The organism is Paenibacillus sp. FSL R7-0333 (assembly GCF_038000365.1).
Taxonomy (GTDB): Bacteria; Bacillota; Bacilli; order Paenibacillales; family Paenibacillaceae; genus Paenibacillus_AQ; species Paenibacillus_AQ silagei.
Map to the genome: position 1 here is coordinate 7,603,233 of NZ_JBBOBZ010000001.1, position 19,708 is coordinate 7,622,940.

At 51.3% G+C, this 19,708-nt stretch carries 16 protein-coding genes and 2 pseudogenes; 15 read left to right on the forward strand and 3 right to left on the reverse strand.

Annotated elements, in window-relative coordinates:
- The first annotated feature begins 1 nt into the window (after window position 1).
- The 12 genes and pseudogenes from MKY86_RS32880 (at window position 2) to MKY86_RS32935 (ending at window position 13,254) form a co-directional block, all read left to right on the forward strand.
- Window positions 2–886, forward strand: coding sequence for a carbohydrate ABC transporter permease (locus tag MKY86_RS32880; RefSeq protein WP_076077124.1), 885 nt, complete (start codon window positions 2–4; stop codon window positions 884–886).
- A 38-nt stretch (window positions 887–924) separates the two neighbouring features.
- Entirely contained in the window at window positions 925–2,466 is a 1,542-nt protein-coding gene (locus MKY86_RS32885; RefSeq protein ID WP_076077126.1) for a DUF3502 domain-containing protein, read from the forward strand.
- Window positions 2,467–2,498: 32 nt separating this feature from the next.
- The gene (locus MKY86_RS32890; RefSeq protein WP_076077129.1) at window positions 2,499–3,545 is read left to right on the forward strand and encodes a glycoside hydrolase family 130 protein; all 1,047 of its coding nucleotides are present in this window, start codon (window positions 2,499–2,501) and stop codon (window positions 3,543–3,545) included.
- Between the two features lie 90 nt (window positions 3,546–3,635).
- Window positions 3,636–8,174 carry a polysaccharide lyase family 8 super-sandwich domain-containing protein gene (locus tag MKY86_RS32895; RefSeq protein WP_076077131.1) on the forward strand — a complete coding sequence of 1,513 codons (4,539 nt, stop codon included), beginning with the start codon at window positions 3,636–3,638 and terminating at the stop codon, window positions 8,172–8,174.
- A 204-nt stretch (window positions 8,175–8,378) separates the two neighbouring features.
- Entirely contained in the window at window positions 8,379–9,686 is a 1,308-nt protein-coding gene (locus MKY86_RS32900; RefSeq protein WP_083684703.1) for an aminoacetone oxidase family FAD-binding enzyme, read from the forward strand.
- A gap of 31 nt (window positions 9,687–9,717) precedes the next feature.
- A complete protein-coding gene (locus tag MKY86_RS32905; RefSeq protein WP_076077134.1) occupies window positions 9,718–11,034 on the forward strand; it encodes a BaiN/RdsA family NAD(P)/FAD-dependent oxidoreductase in 1,317 nt (438 codons plus the stop codon).
- A gap of 59 nt (window positions 11,035–11,093) precedes the next feature.
- Entirely contained in the window at window positions 11,094–11,360 is a 267-nt protein-coding gene (locus tag MKY86_RS32910; protein ID WP_076077136.1) for a hypothetical protein, read from the forward strand.
- A 71-nt stretch (window positions 11,361–11,431) separates the two neighbouring features.
- Entirely contained in the window at window positions 11,432–11,629 is a 198-nt protein-coding gene (locus MKY86_RS32915; RefSeq protein WP_076077139.1) for a hypothetical protein, read from the forward strand.
- Window positions 11,622–12,026 carry a dephospho-CoA kinase gene (locus tag MKY86_RS32920; RefSeq protein ID WP_076077142.1) on the forward strand — a complete coding sequence of 135 codons (405 nt, stop codon included), beginning with the start codon at window positions 11,622–11,624 and terminating at the stop codon, window positions 12,024–12,026. The genes MKY86_RS32915 and MKY86_RS32920 overlap by 8 nt, the downstream gene beginning before the upstream one ends.
- A gap of 146 nt (window positions 12,027–12,172) precedes the next feature.
- Window positions 12,173–12,466 (forward strand): AbrB/MazE/SpoVT family DNA-binding domain-containing protein, encoded by a 294-nt coding sequence (locus tag MKY86_RS32925; protein WP_076077144.1) that lies wholly within the window; start codon window positions 12,173–12,175, stop codon window positions 12,464–12,466.
- 1 nt (window position 12,467) lies between these two features.
- Entirely contained in the window at window positions 12,468–12,860 is a 393-nt protein-coding gene (locus MKY86_RS32930; RefSeq protein WP_076077147.1) for a type II toxin-antitoxin system death-on-curing family toxin, read from the forward strand.
- Window positions 12,861–12,973: 113 nt separating this feature from the next.
- A pseudogene (locus MKY86_RS32935) lies at window positions 12,974–13,254 on the forward strand (nitrous oxide-stimulated promoter family protein).
- Window positions 13,255–13,291: 37 nt separating this feature from the next.
- Here the strand turns inward: MKY86_RS32935 and MKY86_RS32940 are convergent.
- The 3 genes and pseudogenes from MKY86_RS32940 to MKY86_RS32950 form a co-directional block, all read right to left on the reverse strand.
- Window positions 13,292–13,834 carry a GNAT family N-acetyltransferase gene (locus tag MKY86_RS32940; protein WP_076077149.1) on the reverse strand — a complete coding sequence of 181 codons (543 nt, stop codon included), beginning with the start codon at window positions 13,832–13,834 and terminating at the stop codon, window positions 13,292–13,294.
- A gap of 43 nt (window positions 13,835–13,877) precedes the next feature.
- Window positions 13,878–15,101 (reverse strand): annotated as a pseudogene (locus MKY86_RS32945) (HAMP domain-containing sensor histidine kinase); the annotation flags it as partial.
- A gap of 70 nt (window positions 15,102–15,171) precedes the next feature.
- Window positions 15,172–15,876: a response regulator transcription factor gene (locus MKY86_RS32950; protein ID WP_076077155.1), complete on the reverse strand. Its 705-nt coding sequence runs from the start codon at window positions 15,874–15,876 to the stop codon at window positions 15,172–15,174.
- Between the two features lie 177 nt (window positions 15,877–16,053).
- Between MKY86_RS32950 and MKY86_RS32955 the strand changes: the two genes are divergently transcribed.
- The 3 genes from MKY86_RS32955 to MKY86_RS32965 all read left to right on the forward strand — a co-directional run bounded on the left by MKY86_RS32955 (window position 16,054) and on the right by MKY86_RS32965 (window position 19,705).
- Window positions 16,054–16,758, forward strand: a complete 705-nt coding sequence (locus tag MKY86_RS32955; protein WP_076077157.1) for a TVP38/TMEM64 family protein — start codon at window positions 16,054–16,056, stop codon at window positions 16,756–16,758.
- Between the two features lie 64 nt (window positions 16,759–16,822).
- Window positions 16,823–17,215: a DUF948 domain-containing protein gene (locus tag MKY86_RS32960; RefSeq protein ID WP_076077160.1), complete on the forward strand. Its 393-nt coding sequence runs from the start codon at window positions 16,823–16,825 to the stop codon at window positions 17,213–17,215.
- Window positions 17,216–17,527: 312 nt separating this feature from the next.
- Window positions 17,528–19,705 (forward strand): pectate lyase family protein, encoded by a 2,178-nt coding sequence (locus MKY86_RS32965; RefSeq protein ID WP_076077163.1) that lies wholly within the window; start codon window positions 17,528–17,530, stop codon window positions 19,703–19,705.
- Window positions 19,706–19,708 lie beyond the last annotated feature (3 nt).

The window sequence follows — 19,708 nt, forward strand, 5'->3', positions numbered from 1 at the left end:
TATGATACAGAAACAAAGCGCTGCGGACCGTACCTTTACGGGATTCGCCCATACGTTCATTTTGCTGTTCACTCTATTTTGTCTGTTTCCTTTTCTGCTGATGATTGCTGGCTCGTTTACGGATGAGGAAGAGCTGATCGCACACGGCTATACCTTATTTCCGTCTAAATTATCGCTGGCCGCATATAAGGCGGTTTTGCAATCCGATGTACTTTTTAACGGCTATGGAGTCACCATATTCATCACGGTTGTCGGGGCCTTAAGCGCCCTGTGCATTTCCGCTATGCTCGGCTATTCGCTGGCGAATAAACGGAATGTTCTGCAAACGCCCTTTCTGTTTTTTTGCTACTTGCCTATGCTCTTCTCGGGAGGTATCATTCCGTTCTATATTGTAGTCAGCCAGTGGCTGCATTTGCAGAATACGATCTGGGTGCTCATCCTGACGATGTTATGCCAGCCGTTCCTCGTCTTCCTGCTCGTCAGCTTCTTCCGCACCATACCTGAGGAGCTGGAGGAAGCCGCCAGAATCGACGGAGCGAATGAGATGAGAGTGTTCTTCCAGATTATGATCCCGATCTCTAAGCCCATTCTGGCTTCTGTCGGTCTCTTCTATGCGCTGAGCTTCTGGAATGACTGGTTCATGGGACTGATGTTCATCGATAACGAGAAGTTATTCCCGCTGCAGTTAATCCTGCGCCGGATGGTCTCCAATATGGAAGCGGCCAGGAATCTGATTCCTTCCGGTGCAGCGATTGCAGTGACCCCACCGACGTACGGGGTGCGGATGGCGACCACGGTACTGACCATCGGCCCGATTGTGCTGCTGTATCCGATGCTTCAGAAATATTTTGTCAAAGGTCTAACGGTTGGTGCTGTCAAAGGGTAAGCTATTCAGATTGTCCATAGATACAGGAGGGTAACGAGATGAGGTTGAAAAAATGGTTTGGCACGGCAACAACAGCGGTATTGGTATCATCACTGGTGCTGGCAGGCTGCGGGGGAAATGCGAAGAATGAAGGCAATACGGCGAATTCTGCGAATTCCCCGTCCAATTCAGAGGGGGCAGCGCCTGCTGCCAAAGAAGTAGTTACGCTGAAGGCTTATTTCCCGGGAGATAAACCTGCGGGGTTCGATACTGTGCTGCAGGCAGTCAACGACAAGCTGAAAAAGGATAATATCGGAGCAGCGCTGAATATCAACTTCATGCCTTGGACCGATTACGGGAATGCGGTATCCGTGAAGATGTCTGCCGGAGAAGAGTTCGATATGTATCTGGATGCCCCTTGGTTATCCATGAACCAGATGATTGAGAGTAAATCGTTAACGGAGCTGGATGCGGCAGTGGCTGCACGGCCCGAGCTGAAGGCGTCCATTCCGGAGGAAATGTGGGAGTATAACAAATTCGGCGGCAAAATTATGGGGATTCCGCTTGGCACCACCCAAGGCCAGCTGTATGGCGTACTGATCCGTAAGGATTTACGCGAGAAATACGGGCTTCCCGAGCTGAAGACCCTCGATGATCTGGAGAAATTCCTGTATGCAGTCAAGGAAAATGAGAAAGACATTAAGCCTTTTGTCATTAACGGAATTAAGGCCGATAAGCTGCCATTCATCCTGAGCAACTCTGCGAATCTGGCGCAGGATGAAGTGCTGGAGATTGGGGTCAACATGTTCTCGTATTCGATCAAGGATAAGAAGGTTATTGGCCAGTGGGCCAGCCCGACGATTGCGGATGCCTATGAACGTGTCACCAAATATTATAAGGATGGAATTATCTCCAAAAATATTGCCCAGGAGCAAAATGCCGAGACACTGTTCAAGCAAGGTAAGTATGCAGCGACCTACTATGCAGCCGATGGGGTCGAGGGGCTGAAATATTCGGAAATGCTGAAGGATGGCAGCGACAAGCTGGAGATTTTCATACCGAACGGGGAGCAGGCTAAGCCTTATACGGCTTATCAGCAATGGAACTTCCTGTGTATCCCGACGACCTCCAAGCATTCCGATGTCACTATGGATGTAGTGAACTGGCTGTCGATTAAGGAGAACCATGATCTGATGGAATACGGCATTCAAGGAAAGGACTGGGAGCCTGTCGGCGATTCGAGCTATAAGGCGCTGTCCGGCTATACCTTCCCTGGTTATGTGCTGACCTGGCGGCCGACGCTGAATCGTACACCTGACACCATGATGCAAGATGACAAGAAGTGGTTCGACTTCTCGACCAAGACATCCAATTTCACGCTTAGTCCAATCGCAGGTTTCAACTTCAACGCTGAGAAGGTAAAGACGGAATATGCCAAAATCACGCCGCTGCACGATTCAATCTTCTTGCCGCTAAGCCAAGGCCTGATCCCTGCGGCAGAAGGAAAGAAAACGATGGAGGATAAAATGGCCAGTCTCGGCGGGCAAAAAGTGATCGATGAAATCCAGGCCCAGATTGATGCTGTAACTTCCGGGAAATAACCGTACTTCACACACAGAAAGAGGTCACTCCAATGAAAATAACACGCAGCGCGCATAATCCGCTGATTGAAGCCGTGGATGTTGTCCCCTCCCGTCCCGATTTCCGGGTGCTGGGCGCGTTCAATGCAGGCGTGGCGCAGCTACAGGATGAGACGATCCTCTTGCTGCGCGTGGCCGAAGCGCCAATATCAGACCGGGCGGACGAGGTACTTGTTCCCCGGCTGAATGAAGCAGGAACGGAGGTGCAGGTCGAACGGTACGACAAGAACGATCCGGACTACGATTTCGCGGACTCGCGTTTTGTCGCCAAGGATGGACAGACGGTGATGCTCACCTCCTTGTCCCATCTCCGGGTAGCGCGGAGCCGGGATGGCATTCATTTCGAGGTGGAGCCGCAGCCGGCTCTGTTTCCGGAGCATCCGCTGGAAGCCTGGGGGATTGAAGATCCGCGGGTGACCCGGATCGGGGACATCTATTACATCACTTACAGCGCAGCCTCCGCGCGCGGTGTCGGTGTCGGGCTGGCGGAGACCCGCGACTTCCGGACCTTCAAGCGGCGCGGGATGATGCTGCCTCCCGAGAATAAGGATGTCATGATTTTCCCCGAGACAATTGGCGGCAAATACTACGCCCTGCATCGTCCGGTACCGAAGTCCTTCGGCGCGCCCGAGATGTGGATCGCGGAATCGCCCGATCTCGACCATTGGGGGAACCACCGCTTCCTGATGGGACTCGGCGAGCAGGGCTGGGACTCCGCCCGTATGGGCGGCGGAGCAGTTCCCATCCGCACACCGCAGGGCTGGCTTGCGCTCTACCATGGCGCGGACAGCAGCCACCGCTATTGTATGGGGGCTGTGCTGCTGGATCTGGAAGAGCCGTCCCGTGTCATTGCGAGATCGCGCGTCCCCGTATTGGAGCCGGAAGCTTCCTATGAGGTGAACGGATTCTTCGGAAAGGTCGTGTTCTCGTGCGGTGCGCTGCTGCTGGACCAGACGGTCCGCATGTATTACGGCGCGGCGGACGAAGTGATGGCTGTGGCCGACATCCCGCTCCAGGATATATTAGATACTCTTGTGTAAGAGGAAGAAGGCAGTGCGAAGCTGCCTTCTCTAATTCCTAGAATAGAAAGCGCTAACAAATATCTGCTGGATAAGCAAAGGAGCGTGTACATGACTGGCAACATGCAAAGCAGGATCAAGAGATGGATATGTCTCGTGATGGTTGGTTTGATGATCTCGACCCTCGGGTTCCAATATCCTGTATCGGCGGCGGATAGCTCGTCGCAGGAGCTGGCTGAAATGAAGCTGATGAAGCAGCGGGCGGTGGATTTCTATATCTCCAAAGACATCATCAATGACGGAACGAACGGCCGGGTTGAATGGACCTTCAAATCACAGGCCGGGACCTACTTATCTAGTCAAAAGGCGAATGGAAGCTGGGGCGATGTAGATTATACCAGTACGGCTTCCAGTGCCAACGGGCGGGCGTGGTCGCCTTACCTTGCGCTGGACCGGATGCAATCGATGGCTCAGGCTTTTGCAGACCCGAAGGGGCCTTACTATCACGATGAAGCCATGTTAGCTGGTATTCAGAAAGCGCTGGATCACTGGCTCACGGTCAAGCCGACCTCCACCAATTGGTGGGAGACCGGCATCGGCAAGCAACTGCGGCTTAGCAAAATCGCGCTGCTGTGTGAAGGCTATCTGACTGCGGAGCAGGCTGCGAGTATTATCGATACGTTAGACAAAGAGCCCAACACTATCGATGGAGCCAACTCGTCCTGGTATAACCAGAATTATATGATCCGCGGCTTATTGCTGGAGGATGCCCGGAATGTCCGCAGCGCTGTAGAGGCGTTTAACGTGCTCTCGGCGGTGACGGAGACGCTAACGGGAATCCAGTCTGACATGTCCTTTTTCATGCATGGGAAGACGAATTATACCACGGGCTACGGAAGAAGCTTCGCGAGAGATATGTCCTTCTGGGCTTATGTCGCCTCGGGCACAAGCTTCGCTTACAGCCAGGCGGCGATTGACTCGTTGTCCTCTTATGTGCTGGATGGGACCAGGTATCTGGTCAGAGGCGATGTTGCCGATCTCGGCATGGGAATGAACGGACCGGAGTGGCCGGATTATGAGAGCTCTGCGCTGACCTTCTACGAAGATCCGCTGGAGTGGATGCAGGCGGCCAATCCGAAGCGGGCGGATGAGTTCGCTGTTTTCCTGAATAACATCCGGGGTATTGGCACGGTCTCGGGCAATGGACTGGATGCGAACAATATGACGCAATGGCAGACCCTGGTCTCCTCTCATATGCGCAAGGATTATGGAATCACGGTCAAGATGTCGTCCAGTACGGTCAAGGGCGGCGAAATGAGAACCATTAACCCAAGCGGATACAACCTGCTCTACTGGACCCCGCAAGGCGCCACGGCTATCCAGAGAACCGGGGATGAGTACAGAACCGTGTACCCGCTGATGGACTGGAATCATGTTCCGGGAACAACAGCTCCCTACGTTTTCACGAAGGAGAATAACTTCAACAACCCGAAGACCTTTGTAGGCGGCGTAACCAATGAGCGCTACGGAGCCACGGCGTTTGATTTCAACAAGCTGAGTACCAGCGGGAAAAAGGGCTACTTTTTCTTCGATGATGAGATGGTAGCGCTGGGCGCAGGCATCACTTCAACGAATGCTGCTCCAGTCCATACCACGCTGAATCAGAGTCTGGCTGTCGGCGATGTGCTGGTAGACGGCAAAGCCGTTGCAGACGGAACGTCACAGGTGAACGGACGCTGGGCGTATAACGATCAGACCGGGTATGTTTTCCCGGATAATACGGATTTCCAAGTCAAGAAGGAGACAAAGACCGGGAAATGGGCCGATGTGGTTACCGGCAGCTCCACGGAGCCGATCACGAAGCCGGTGTTCTCGATGTGGCTGGATCATGGCGTGAAGCCGGTCAATGCCTCCTATCAATACATCGTATTGCCAGGTAAAAGCCCTGAAGAGGTTGGCAGCTACGCGGAAGCAAGCCCGATTAGTATTCTCGCGAATACACCGTCCGTGCAGGCGGTCCGGCATAATTCGCTGGGCATTGCCGAATTGCTGTTCTATCAGCCGGGTACAGTGACGTTAAGAGAAGGCCTCAGCGTAACCGTAGATAAACCGTCGATGGTAATCGTCGATGAATCGGCAGACCCTGTCCGCATCTCGGTGGCGAATCCCGAAACGCCGGGAATTACAGTGAACGTAACACTGAACCGGAACGGGGACCAGACAACGACAACTTACAGACTCGGTAAAGATACGTTTACCGGCCGGAGTATGACGCTGAGCGAGGGAGCTTCTATCGACGATAGAGGGTATGATCTGGCTTACAGTAAAGGCACGGTTGCTTCGTCCAGCGTGGGCGAGCAATTTGCCTCCAATGCTACAGATCTCTACAGAACCTCCAGCTGGAGCTCAAACGCTTCAGACGATGAGTGGATTTATGTGGATCTGCAGGATCAATATATGATCAATAAGGTTAGACTGCATTGGGAGAAGGCGTTCGGACGAAGCTATAAAATTCAGGTATCCGATGATGCGGCCACATGGAAGGACGTTTACGCGACCTCGATGGGAGATGGCGGCATCGACGACATTTCTTTCGGTAAAACCAGTGCCAGATTCGTCCGCATGCAGGGCGTTCAGCAGGGAACCGGAGAGGGCTACTCGCTTGCTGAATTTAACGTGTATGAAGCGGTTGCCCTGAACCTTGCGGAAGGCCAGACTGCGATTGCAAGCTCGTCTAAAGCCGCCGATGTGCCGGCGGGGAGTGCAGTAGACGGCTCGTTGACTTCACGCTGGGGATCTAATTACGCTGATCCGCAGTGGATTTACGTCGATCTGGGCTCCATTCAGGCCATCTCCAAGGTGATGTTGCATTGGGAGGATGCCTATGGAAAAGAATACCGCATCGACGTCTCCGATACCCTGGACGACTGGAAGACGGTATATAGTACGTCCAATGGAGACGGGGGTATCGATGAAATCTCTATCGATCCGGTGAATGCCAGATATGTCCGGATGTATGGAACGCAGAGAGGGAGCAAATACGGATACTCGCTCTGGGAATTCAAAGTGTTCGGTCCAGAGACTGGGGCCAGCGTTCCCGCCCGGGTTGAGCTTGCAGCAACGCCATCTTCGGTAATGCCTGGGGGCAAAGTATCCGTTATGGGGGCCGTCTACGCTGACGGTGATCTTCCGTTGTCTGGTGTAGACGTTGAACTCACAGCAGCCGATGGAAGCCTTGAACCTGCGAAAGTAACTACAGATGTGTACGGCAAGTTCAGTACGGTCTTTACTGCACCGTCTGTTCCCGGTAAGGTATCCATCTCAGCCGTCCTGCCGGCAAGCCCATCTGTGACAGGGGCGGTTACCGTATCTGTTGAAGAAGAGGCTGTGCCTGTATCCGCCCGGATTGAACTGGAGGCTAACCCGTCCTCCGTATCCGCAGGAGGCAAAGTGTCCGTTACGGGAACCGTCTATGACGGTGAAGATCTTCCGTTAGCCGGTGCTGCGCTCAGTCTCATGGCAGCCTCGGGCAGTTTCCAGCCTGCACTTGCCGTAACGGATGAGAACGGCCGGTTCAGTACGGTGTTTACGGCACCATCCGCAGCCGGGGATATCGCAATTACGGCTGTACTGACCGATAATCCTTCCGTGACGAATACAGTAACCGTTTCTGTAAGCAAAGCCATGCCAGTCCCTGTTCTTATTGAACTTCAGACGGCAGCGTCTGCCGTGAATACCGGAGATGACGTATCCATCACGGGAATCGTATCAGGTAGCGACAATCTTCCGGCTTCCGGCCTGGAGGTTGAACTCGCTGCTTCCTCGGGCAGCCTGGAGCCTGCTCATGCTGTAACGGACGCAAACGGCCGGTTCAGCGCGGTCTTTACGGCACCATCCACACCTGGAGAAGTGACGATTACGGCATTCATGAGCGCTTATCCGTCCATTACGGGAAGAATTAACGTGTCGGTCAATGAGCGTTCGGGCGGCGGAAACGGCGGCGATCCCGGAGGCGAAGCGCCAGTGACTCCGTCAGTACCAGTCCCGCCGGTTATTGTTGGAACGCCTAGTAAGCCGGACGAGGGCCCGCAAGCCCCGGCTACTCCTCCGGTGGCTGGTCCATCCCTCACCGATATTGCGGGCCATTGGGCCGAAGCCAGTATCCGGGAAGCGGTTAAGCAGGGCATCATTACAGGGTATCCGAACGGTTCGTTCCAGCCTGACCGTACCGTGACCCGTGCAGAATTCACGGTGATGCTGGCAAAGGCGCTGAAGCTTCAGAACACAGAAGCAGCGTTGTCCTTCAAGGACAGTGACCGAATCGGTTCGTGGGCCAAGACAGCCGTTGCTCAGGCAGTAGCCCTGGGAATCATTCAGGGCGATAATAACAGCAACTTCCGCCCGGATGCGCCTATGACCAGAGCGGAAATGGCCGTTATGCTGGCTAGAGCGTTGCATCTCGCTCCTGTTGCCCGCTCCGCAGGATTTACAGATGACCGCGATATCCCGGCCTGGGCGGTTGGAGCAGCGGCCGAGATGAAGAAATCAGGACTGATGCAAGGCAAAGGCAACAATAGCTTCTTCCCGAAAGATGCCGCAACGCGGGCAGAGACGGTTACGGTTCTGCTGCGGATGCTGGAAGCTAAGTAAGTATAGCCAACCTTTCATCGCTATACGTTAGAACATAGCAAAGCAGCGATTCTCCTGTTAATAGGGAATCGCTGTTTTGTATTTTTGGGCGTGTAAACGGCTATGATCATAAGGAGATCAATGACAACCAGTACACTTATGCTATAATTTAATAAAGTGTTTTTGTGCTTAGAGAAAATTGGATAAAGGATGCATTGACCAACCATGTATGAGAATCAGACTTCTATGCACCACAAGCTCTTTATTATCGGCGCAGGTGCTGCCGGACTAATGGCCGCTGTTACTGCGAGTGATATGGGGATCGATACTGCCATTCTGGAGAGTAACGACCGGATTGGCAAGAAGATCTTAATGACCGGTGATGGCCGCTGCAACATTACGAATGAATCCACTACGACAGATACGGATGAAGCAGCCGCTTTATCGCGCAAGTATCACAGTAATCAACCCGAATTTCCGCTTGCGGTAGTGCAGCAATATGGCGTCGGCCAGACGATTGATTTTTTCTCCTTTCTTGGGCTTCCGCTGACAAGACTCAAGGGGGGCTTGATGTATCCGATGTCGCTGCAGGCAGCGGCGGTACTTGATATTTTCCAGCTGGCGCTAGAGGATCGGAATGTTCCCGTATACCTTAAGAATAAAGTGGTGGATGTTACTGCTTCGGCAGATCATCCTCGCTTCACGATAAAATGCCTAACCGAGACAGAGGAAGAGGTTGTGTATACTAGCGACTATCTGCTTCTGTCTACGGGTGGCAACACCGGTCCGAATGCAGGCAAAGAACCTCCGGGTTATACCCTTGCCGAACGTCTGGGGCACACCCTGATTGAGCCTTTTCCGGCCATTGTGCAATTGAAGCTGCAATATCCGAATATGAGGGCACTGTCCACTATCAAATCTCAGGGACAAGCCCATATCATTGTTAAGGGTAAAGTCATCGGCAGTGAACAGGGTGAGCTGGCCTTCACAGACTATGGGATTACCGGTCCGCCCATTCTCCAGCTAAGCAGGAAGGCTGCGTATCATTTGGCAAGAGGAGAACAGGTGAAATTGTCGGTGGATCTGACGCCGGGCCGCACAGAGGAAGAGTTAGTTGATTTTTTAGAAAAGCTCTGGGAGACCTTTGGGCACCGGACCGTGGCGGATTCCCTCGTGGGTATCTTCAACAAGAAGCTTGTTACGGTCCTGCTTAAGGAGACGGGCTTAGATCAACAGCCACAGCTTCTTTGCCAGAATCTGCCGCAGAAAACTAAAGAGAACTTTTATAGGCTCTTGAAGCGTTGGGAATTTAAAGTGACGGATACCAATGGCTTTACGAATGCGCAGGTGACAGCCGGCGGCATTGATACGTCGGAGCTCACCCGGGGAACGCTGGAATCCAAGCTGGTGCCCGGGCTGTATCTGGCTGGCGAGGTAATGGATGTGGACGGAGATTTCGGCGGCTATAACCTGCAATGGGCCTGGAGTTCCGGATATGTGGCCGCCATGGCGATAGCTAAGTCCATTCAATAAATTTATTAGGAAAAGGGATGCATCAATTAACATGTATAAGGATCAGACTTCTAGGCACCACGAGCTGTTCATTATCGGTGGGGGTGCTGCAGGTCTAATGGCTGCAGTTACAGCGAGGGATCAAGGTATTGATACAGCCATTATTGAAAGCAATGACCGGCTCGGGAAGAAAATAATAACGACAGGTAACGGGCGTTGCAACATTACGAACCAATCCACCGCCACTGGTACAGATGAAGCAGCTGCTTTATCAGTGAAGTATCATAGCAATCAGGCAGGATTCCCAATACATGTACTGCGGCAATTCGGTGTCCGCCAGACGATCGAATTTTTCTCCTCGCTCGGGCTTCCTTTTATGAGCTTGGAGAATGGCCGGATGTATCCGATGTCGCTGCAGGCGGCTTCGGTGCCGGGGGTGTTTAAGCTGGCCCTGGAGGACCGGAATGTCCCCGTATATTATAAACATAAAGTATTGGATGTGACCGCTTCGGCGGGACATCCGCGGTTCGCGATAACCTGCCAGACCGAGACAGAGGAACAGGTTGTGTATACCAGCGACTACCTTTTTCTATGTACCGGCGGCCTTACCGCTCCCAAAACAGGAACAGACGGTTCCGGTTATACACTTGTCCAGCGTCTGGGACACACCATGATCCACCCGGTGCCAGGCATTGTGCAATTGAAGCTGGATTATCCGTATTTAAAGGAACTGTCGGGCATCAAATTTGAGGGAGAGGCCCATGTGATCGTGAACAATGAGGTTATCCGCACGGAGTCCGGGGAGATTCTTTTTACAGACTATGGGATCTCGGGCCCGCCCATCCTTCAGTTAAGCAGAAAGGCTGCGTATAATCTCGGTATAGGAGAATCCGTGACCCTGTCGGTTGATTTGATGCCGGAGCGCACGGAGGAAGAGTTAATTGATTTTCTGGAGATCCACTGGGGGATCTTCGGACACCGGACCGTTGCCGATTCCTTCGTGGGCATCGTCAGCAAGAAGCTGATTCCCGTGCTGCTGAAGGAGGCTGGAATTGATCAACAGCTGCATCTGCTGTGTCAGGATCTATCCTGGAAAACCAAGAAAATATTCTATAAACTATTGAAGCGTTGGGAATTTAAAATCACCGATACCAACAGCTTCACGAACGCACAGACCACAGCCGGTGGCATCGATACGACGGAGCTAGTCGAAGGAACGCTCGAATCTAAGCTGGTGCCGGGGCTCTATTTGGCTGGTGAGGTGATGGATGTGGACGGCGATTGCGGCGGCTATAACCTGCAATGGGCCTGGAGCTCCGGATACGTCGCCGCGATGGCGCTTGCGGATCAGCGTGCCCGGACCACGTAAGAGTTAGAGGGGCGCTGACAATACAGTACTAATGAAGACATCTTTAGGGGTGTCTTTTTTTGGATTTTCAGACTCCAAAAGATCGCATGGTAAAGGTGAGAATAGAAAGCAAACCAGAATTTAAAATTAATGGCTCCCTAATTCTTCATATGTCCATGCAAATCATTGAGATTGCCATGGAGCATGGCTTTGAATCACAAGAAACCTACAGTCGTGCTTTTATGAAGCAGTTCGGAATTACACTGGGCAGTTACGGGTCTTCAAGCGAGGGTAAATCTAGGCTCCGGCACAGTAAGTCTGGTAAAATTCTATCTGTAGTCAAGTGAATTATTTAACCATAAGGATTGTGCTATAATATTATAAAATGAATTCAAAATCCGAGCGAGGTGCTGTCCTGATGCTGCCCCAAAGAGAAGAATTGAAACGGTTATTAAAAAAGGCTAATCGGCATGCGGTCGCAGAGGCCAAAAAGGCTGGAGCCTCCATCTATTATATAAAAGACGGTAAAAGGATACGTGAAGATGCCACTGGGCAAAAATTTGAGATTACTTACGATGTAGCTGGAAATCGGACTGAGCTTGTTAGTCATGATTGAGACGGAATCTGTAATGACAGTTTTTGCTGGCACTAATGGAGCCGGGAAAAGCACAATCAGTTTTCAGATGAAGGATTATGTTGGAACCATTATTGATCCTGACCAGATTGCCAAAAGAATTAACCCGGAAGATCCCAGAAGTGCAGAGCATATTGACCGGGTAGCTTCAAGAGTGGAACAGGGAGGAAACTGGATTGCTGAAGAAGATATCCGCTACAGATATGGCCAATCTTTGAGTAATCTTAAGCCTGCTTTGGAGATTTCTGATGAAGTCACCATAATCGATAACACCGGTGAACCTGAAGTTGTGGCGGAAATTAAACGCTCACAGATTAGCTTTTGCCGAGATGAGATTCCTGTGTGGGCTAAGGGAGCTTTAGAATCATACACTCATTGAGATCGCCTTCTTAGGGTGGTCTTTTTATTTTGGCAGATGTTGTTTTCCATATCATTCTGCTAAAATGTACATATGTTATAACTTTTATTACTGTTACAAGTTATAACTTAATGTAGAGAGATCATACTATAGGAGGAAAGAATAAAATGAATGGTGTGATCAAAGTGACGAAGGAGCAATCGAAGGTGACCCGTTATTCCCGAAAGATTGGGCGAATGGGGAATAGCTTGGGCGTGAGCTTGCCAAAAGCTCTGGCGGATAAATTGAATATCTCGCAGGGAGATGAAATCGAGTTTATTGAAAATGAACGTGGAGAAGTGGTGTTCAGGAAAAGCCGCGCGGCTCTGTTGAATGAACAGATCCGGCCTGAGGTGCTGGAGGCGTTCTTCGATGTGTTTGAAGAGGATCAGGGCATTCTTGAAGATCTAAGGGATCGTTGATATGGATACCTTTCTTACCAAGGAAGAGGTTATTACCGCACACCACTTCATGATGAAAAGAATGAATGACGCAGATCAGGCAGGAGTGAAGGATCACGGCCTGCTGGAATCTGCGGTACATAGACCGCAACAAAGTATTTTTGGCGAGGATGCTTATCCCTCTATATTTGATAAGGCAGCCGCATTGCTGGAATCGCTGGTCAAAAACCATTGCTTTCATAATGGCAATAAACGTACAGCCTATCTGGTCACGAAATCATTTTTGATTCTGAACGGGTACCATCTAAGAATGCAGCGGGGGTTTGCAGTAGAATTTGTTGTAGACATTGCCAAAGGCGTACATTCATTAGAAATGATCTCTAATATTTTGACAAAATATTCTGAGGAACAATAGAGGTAAGGTGTCCCCCTTACAAGTGAAGGAGGCCTTTCTATATGAGCAAAGCAGCAAAGCAGCAGCTGAACGATGGCCCTAAGATCCGCAAAGAAAAAATGATAGCTGCGAAAATGATCCGTATCTATTGCAAGAAAAAACATCATAAGAAGGAGCTCTGTGAGGAATGCCGGAATTTAAATGAGTATGTCATGAAAAGACTCTCCCGCTGCAAATTCGGTGAAGAGAAAACCGCTTGTGCGAAGTGTCCGATTCATTGTTATACACCCGTCTACCGCCAAAAATAAAGGGGGTTATGCGTTTCTCGGGACCATGGATGTTGCTGTATCATCCGTTAGAGTCCATAAAGCATATCCCCCTACCGGAGAAGTTAAAAAGACCGCTGTCCCGATAGTCGGCAGCCACCTCCCACGGTTGCCGGGCGATTGATGCTACACCTTCCCTTGCCCCAACCACTCCCGCTTCAAAATCGCAAACTGCTGGGTATTCTCGTACTTCAGCGTTCCGTCTTCGTTCGTGGTGAAGGAGATGAATTCCATGAAGCAGCCCTCCCGGCGCATGCCCAGCTTCTCGCAGAGCTTCTGCGATCTGAAGTTGTCGTCCTCGACGTAGGCGTAGATGCGTCTGGCTTCCTGCTCCAGGAAAAGGTAGCGCAGCAGCGCGCGGGCGCTTTCGCTGGCATAGCCGACGCCCTCGTAGGCCGGGTTGAAGTGCCAGCCTACGCTATAGGTATCGGGCTCCTCTTTCATGCAGAACAAATCGCCAATAATCGCCCCGGTCTCCTTCAGAGTGACGGCCAGATGGGAGTCGTCCTGACTTCGTTCAATTGCGGTGGCGATGGCTTCTTCTAACGTGGAGAGGCGTTCGCTCAGGAAGCAGTTCACCCGCGGATTTGCCAGATACTCCAGCATCCCTGGTGCATCCGTCTCCCGGAAGTTTCTGATGACTAAGCGGTCGGTAGTGAATTTTTGCATGATGATCCTCCCTAAATGAAGTGAGCGTGTTATTTACCGGCAAGCGGATGTGAACGGAATACTTGCCGCCAGTGCTTGTGAATGTGATTTCGCCCTTATGCTGGCTGATGATTTTGTGGCAGGTCTTGAGGCCGATTCCGGTGCTATGAACCTCATGGGCCTCCTTTTTTATAACATTCGTGATATCCATCAACAGCCAGCGGTCTTCGATTCTATACGCAATCGTTACGGCCGCAGACGTATCGGCATACTTCGTAATGTTGGAGAAAAGGTTATCGAATACCCGCCTGAAGGAGATCAGGTGAAGATCCACGCGGAAAGGGACAGGGGACGGCTTCCATGCTACCTGGAAGCCGTGATTCTCCAGCAACATCGACTGCTCATCGATTAACTGATCCATCAGCTGAACCCCATCGTAGGACTCGAACTCCAGATCATTCTCCTCTGTGTTGTACACGGTGAAATATTCGAATAGCTTGTCGGACAGATGCTTGATCTGATAGGCTTTTTCCCTGCTGTTATGAATGAATTTCGCTAACGCTTCCTGATCCTGATATTTCTTGTATTCGATGATGTCCAGGTAGCCGACCAATGCGGTGAGCGGTGTCCGCAGATCGTGGGACATGGCGGTGACCAGCTCGCTGTTGGCCAATCTGGCCTGCTCCTCGCTCTCCAGGCGCTCGATGAACGATTTCCTCATCTCATTAATGCTCTGGGCCAGAGACGATAGCTCATCCTTCCCCTTCAGTGTAATCGGATAATCCAGATTCCCGCCCTCCAGAATTTTAATTTCCTTCTCCAGCACGCCAATGTAAGAGGTCTTCTTGTTGATGAAGAACAGAACCAGGACGATGAAGAATAAGAATGACAGAATCACACCCAGAATCGTAATGAGGTTGTAGTACTTGTATTCAAAAAAATACTCCATATAGACCTTCGCAGTCGTATCCGCAAAGGTAACCGTAGAATATTGGGATTTGCTGAAAATGCTAGGGTCCGGTAGAAACCTTGTATTCTCGGTCTTGATGGTGTACCCGTCTGTAGAGTAGAGAAATTGGTTGTCCTTATAGAGATAGAGATTTACGTACTTGGTTTTCCTGACCCATTCAGCTATTTTTGCGTCATCCTTAAGCGACAGATGCTGTCCGGAGATATATTCTTGGAGTGCCGGAAGGGCTTGCTCTTCTTGCTTGTTGATGAACGAGCTTCTGGTCCGGTAATGCTCCAGCAGATCTTCGCCTGTGGACTGCAGCAGCAGGAACAGCATGGCAGAGGCTATGAAAGAACCGATCAGGCACAGGATTAATTTCAGTTTCAGCCTGCTCCACCGCAGCTTGTTATTCAATCCGGTACCCCTTTCCCCAGACGGTTTTGATGAACTTGGGATTCTGCGGGTCCTTCTCCAGCTTCATCCGCAGGTTGCGGATATGAACCATCACCGTATTGTTGCAGCTGTAGAAGTAATGCTCGCCCCACACACTCTCATACAGATTCTGTGCCGAGAAAATTTTATTACGGTTAATGGACATCAGCGCCAGCAGCTTGTACTCAATTTCGGTCAGGGTCAACTCCTTCTCATTCATCCTTACCTCGTTGACGGTAGTATTCACGCTTAGCCCGTTGAAGGTAATCACATCTGAGGGAGCGGAGGAATCCTCCTTGCCTTTGTACACATAATACCGCCTAAGCAAGGCCTTCACCCGGGACACCAATTCGGTGTAGGAGAAGGGCTTGGACAGGTAGTCGTCACTTCCGGCCGAGAAGGCCAAGGTTTTGTCAGAATCCTGGGTCTTAGCCGTCAAAAATAAGATAGGCGCGCTGGTCAGCTCACGAATCTCCACGCAGGCCTTAATTCCCGACTTCCGGGGCATCATCATGTCCAGAATGATCAGATCGATGGTATCGTCTACTTTATTCACGGCATCCTCACCGTCAACAGCCTCAATGACATGGTATTGCTCACTCTCCAGCAGCACCCGGACAATCTCCCGGATCTCGTGGTTGTCGTCGGCTATAAGTATGGTCTTCGCAGAATTCATCATTCCTCCATCCCCCTCCTTTCCCGGGCACTCGTCGTGCTTACATTATAAATTGTCCATAGCGCTTAAACCACCGGATGACAGGCGACTTAAGAATTCTTAAGGAATTCCATGCCCGGATCTTAAGAATATTCACCTAAGCTGGAGATATCATAAGCCAGTGAAGAGAGGGATTCGTAAATGGATTGGTTATTACAAAAAAATCGGGTCAGCAAGGTTCTCCTCGCCTCTGCGGGCCTTGTGACAATTATAGTATTCATCAGATACCTGCCGGAGCTCCTGCGCCTGACGATGTCGCTGGACGGCTTCCGCGATTATATCCTCTCTACGGGGAAGTTAGGGCCGGTTATGCTGGTGCTCTTCCAGATTCTCCAGACGGTAATCGCCCCGATACCGGGGGAGGTCGTTCAAATTGCCGGGGGATACATCTATGGCACCACGTTAGGTGCGGTCTTCGTTACGGGGGGAATGCTGCTGGGGGCGATGATCGCCTTTTACTTCACCAGATTCCTGGGCGGATCTTTCATTGAAGGCTTGCTGCGAAGGGAGAAGTTCAAGTGGATGCGGGGGATGATGGATAATAATAAATTCTCGGTTTTCCTGTTCATTATCTTTATAATTCCCGGACTTCCCAAGGATATGTTCATCTATGCAGCGGGTTTGACGACGATGAAGCCCCTAAGATTCTTTATGATCCTGCTCATCGCCAGATTTCCGTGGCTGCTGGCCTCCGTAAGCATTGGGGCTAATATCTACCACAAGAATTATGGACCCACCATCGTCATCTCCGCTATCTCCGTCCTGGCCTTTATCTTCGGATTAATCTATAAGGACAAGCTAATTGACAAATTATCATCCTTCAAAGGTGGCAAAAGCGGGCTGTAGCCGCAACATGCAGGAATGATGTCTGTAAGTTGGACATAGAGTGGTACTACAGGAGGCGTTGCATATGTTAATTCAGCTTAGTGTTGCTTTGGCTGCGGTTGCTTTTGTCTGTCTGGTTGCATTTGTCATCCTTACGCTGCGCAAGGGAATGACCACACTCGGCGAGACCAACAGGACGCTGGGCGAGGTGAGGAATGCGATTCATGGATTAACGGGAGAGGCGACCCAGCTCATTCACACGGCGAATCAGGTCACCCGGGATGTGAAGGGGAAGATCAAGACCATCGATCCGATCTTTGAATCGGCACACAATGTAGGGGAAGTTATTCAGACGGTGACCGAGACCTTCAAGAAGAACGCTACCGACATCGGCCAGAGCTTGAACCCAGAGCCGCCGGAGAAGGCTGCGGTCAAAAGTAAAAGCGGCCAGATCCGCGTCAATACGAAGTTTCAGTGAGCTTTCCATTATTGATGAAGAAGCGTCAGTTCAAGGCACCCCGGACGGGTGTCTTTTTGTATGCAGGTATCATTTCGCTGCAAAATAATCATTTTCTCATAATAGCGCATAATTGGAGGTGATATGAGCAAATGATTGTTTCAGCACTAATTCGGCTTCTGCTATGCTCGGGGTATCCGACAGGTTCATTTCCGTCTACTTCAAGGGTTCGGATCACCCGGTACAAGAGGAGGGCAGACACCGAAATTCCACAGGTTATTGCAAGCGGTTACAACTGTATTCTGCAACAAATTTAAATCGGGAGGCAAATCAATGAATAGAATCGTTGCGAAGGTAACCAGTATAGGATTGTTATTTTCTCTTGGACTCACTCTGTTATTCAGCGGGTGGGGGACTGCAGTAGTACATGCTGCGGGGCTTACGGTAACAGGCAGTGGAGGCGGAAATGAAGCTGCCTACGTGGAGTGGTCACCTGTCAGTAATGCATCGGGATATAAGGTATTCATCAAAGCGGCAAGCGCCGCAGATTCCCAGTATCAGCAGCTTCATAATGAACTGATCCGCAAATATGCCTCTTACTGGAGAGCAGATGCCGTAGGCCTTGCGGCCGGAAGCTATGTTATGAAGGTGGAAGCTGTGCTGTCAGGCGGGGGAACAGCAAATGCAGTGACGGGTACGCTGGCCGCCGCGCCGTATGACCGGTCAGGGTTTGCTTTTTCCACAGCTTCACCTTATGGTACAGGCTCCGGTGCTTATAATGACAATGGAACGCTGAAGAGCGGGGCACAGGTGCTGTATGTCACCTCTCAGAATGCGCAGACCGTAACACTTCCCGTTGTTGTCAGCAGTTCGGGTACAGTGCAGACGGGAGTTGGTCTTGGCGGCATTCTTACTCTTCGGCAAAAAGGCTATGATACCACCCCGCTTGCCATCCGGTTCATCGGACAAGTGAAGGCTGCTGATCTGAGCGGACAGTTGAACAGCAGCGGGTATCTTGAGCTCAAAGGCAAAACCAATTATACGGAAATGAACATTACCCTCGAAGGAATAGGGAAAGATGCGACTGCCTACGGCTGGGGAATGCTGCTCAGGTATACCGGAAATGTAGAGGTAAGGAACCTGGGCGTGATGTTATTCCCGGATGACGGCATTTCCATGGACACAGGCAACGCGAATGTGTGGGTGCATAATAACGATATTTTCTATGGATCAGCGGGGAGTGATGCCGACCAGACCAAGGGCGACGGCTCCACCGACCTCAAGAAAGGCTCCACCTATATCACCATTTCGTACAACCATTACTTCGATTCCGGCAAAGCAGCTCTGGTCGGACTTAGCGAATCCGCAGAATTCTTCGTGACCTTCCATCATAACTGGTTCGACCACTCCGACTCCCGTCACCCGCGGATCAGAGTAGCTTCGGTCCATGTGTATAATAATTTCTATGACGGCGTATCCAAATATGGTGTGGGCGTAACTACCGACGCTTCGGCCTTCGTGGAAGGAAATGTGTTCAGGAATACCAAGAACCCGATGCTAAGCTCCCTGCAAGGCACAGATGCTCTGGGCGAAGGCACGTTCTCCGGGGAGAATGGCGGGATGATCAAAGCCTACAACAACAGTATCACAGGTGCGGCCAGTCTGATCTATGCGAACTCGAATACCGGAACAGCTCCGGCAAACGCAGCTTCACACGATGCTTACCTGGCCTCATCGAGAAGCGAAGCCGTTCCCGGCTCGTACAAAGCACTTGTCGGCGGAACAGCATATAACAACTTCGATACGCTGGTGGATACAGGTGTCAGCGTAGCAGCTGTCGATAACGTAAGCGTAGTACAACAGAAAGTTACAGCGGGAGCCGGACGCCAAGGGGGCGGCGATTTCAGTTGGACGTTCAACAACTCCGTGGACGACGCATCCTATGCCCTCAATGCGCCGTTAATGTCTGCCATCCGCAGCTACACCTCGGGGCTGGTATCTGTGGGAGGCAACGCTAACCCGGGAGGCCCATCGCCGACTCCGGCAGCAACGCCTGTGCCAACGGTAACTCCGATGCCGACAGTGACACCGGTGCCGACAGCGACTCCGGTGCCGACAACAACTCCCGCGCCGACAGCGACTCCAGTGCCGACAACAGCACCTACGTCAACACCAGCCCCGGGAGCGGCGGTTCACAATTTTACAGCGTCCGGGACTTCGAGCAGCTTCTTTACCATTCAGGGCAATCTCTCTACCAGCAAGGGAACAGTGAATTACAACGGCCTGACCTTAACCCAATGCCTGAAAATCGAAAGCGCCACCCGCATCCAGTTCACCGCAGCCAAGGCCTCCACGCTAACACTGGTCTTCAACTCTGAGGGGACCAAGATTAAGGTGGATGGGACAAGCTATCCCATAACGAACGGCGTGGCCACTATCTCCCTTGCGGCAGGTACGCATACGATTACGAAGGATAGTACTGCTAATTTGTATTATTTGGTGGTGGAATAATAT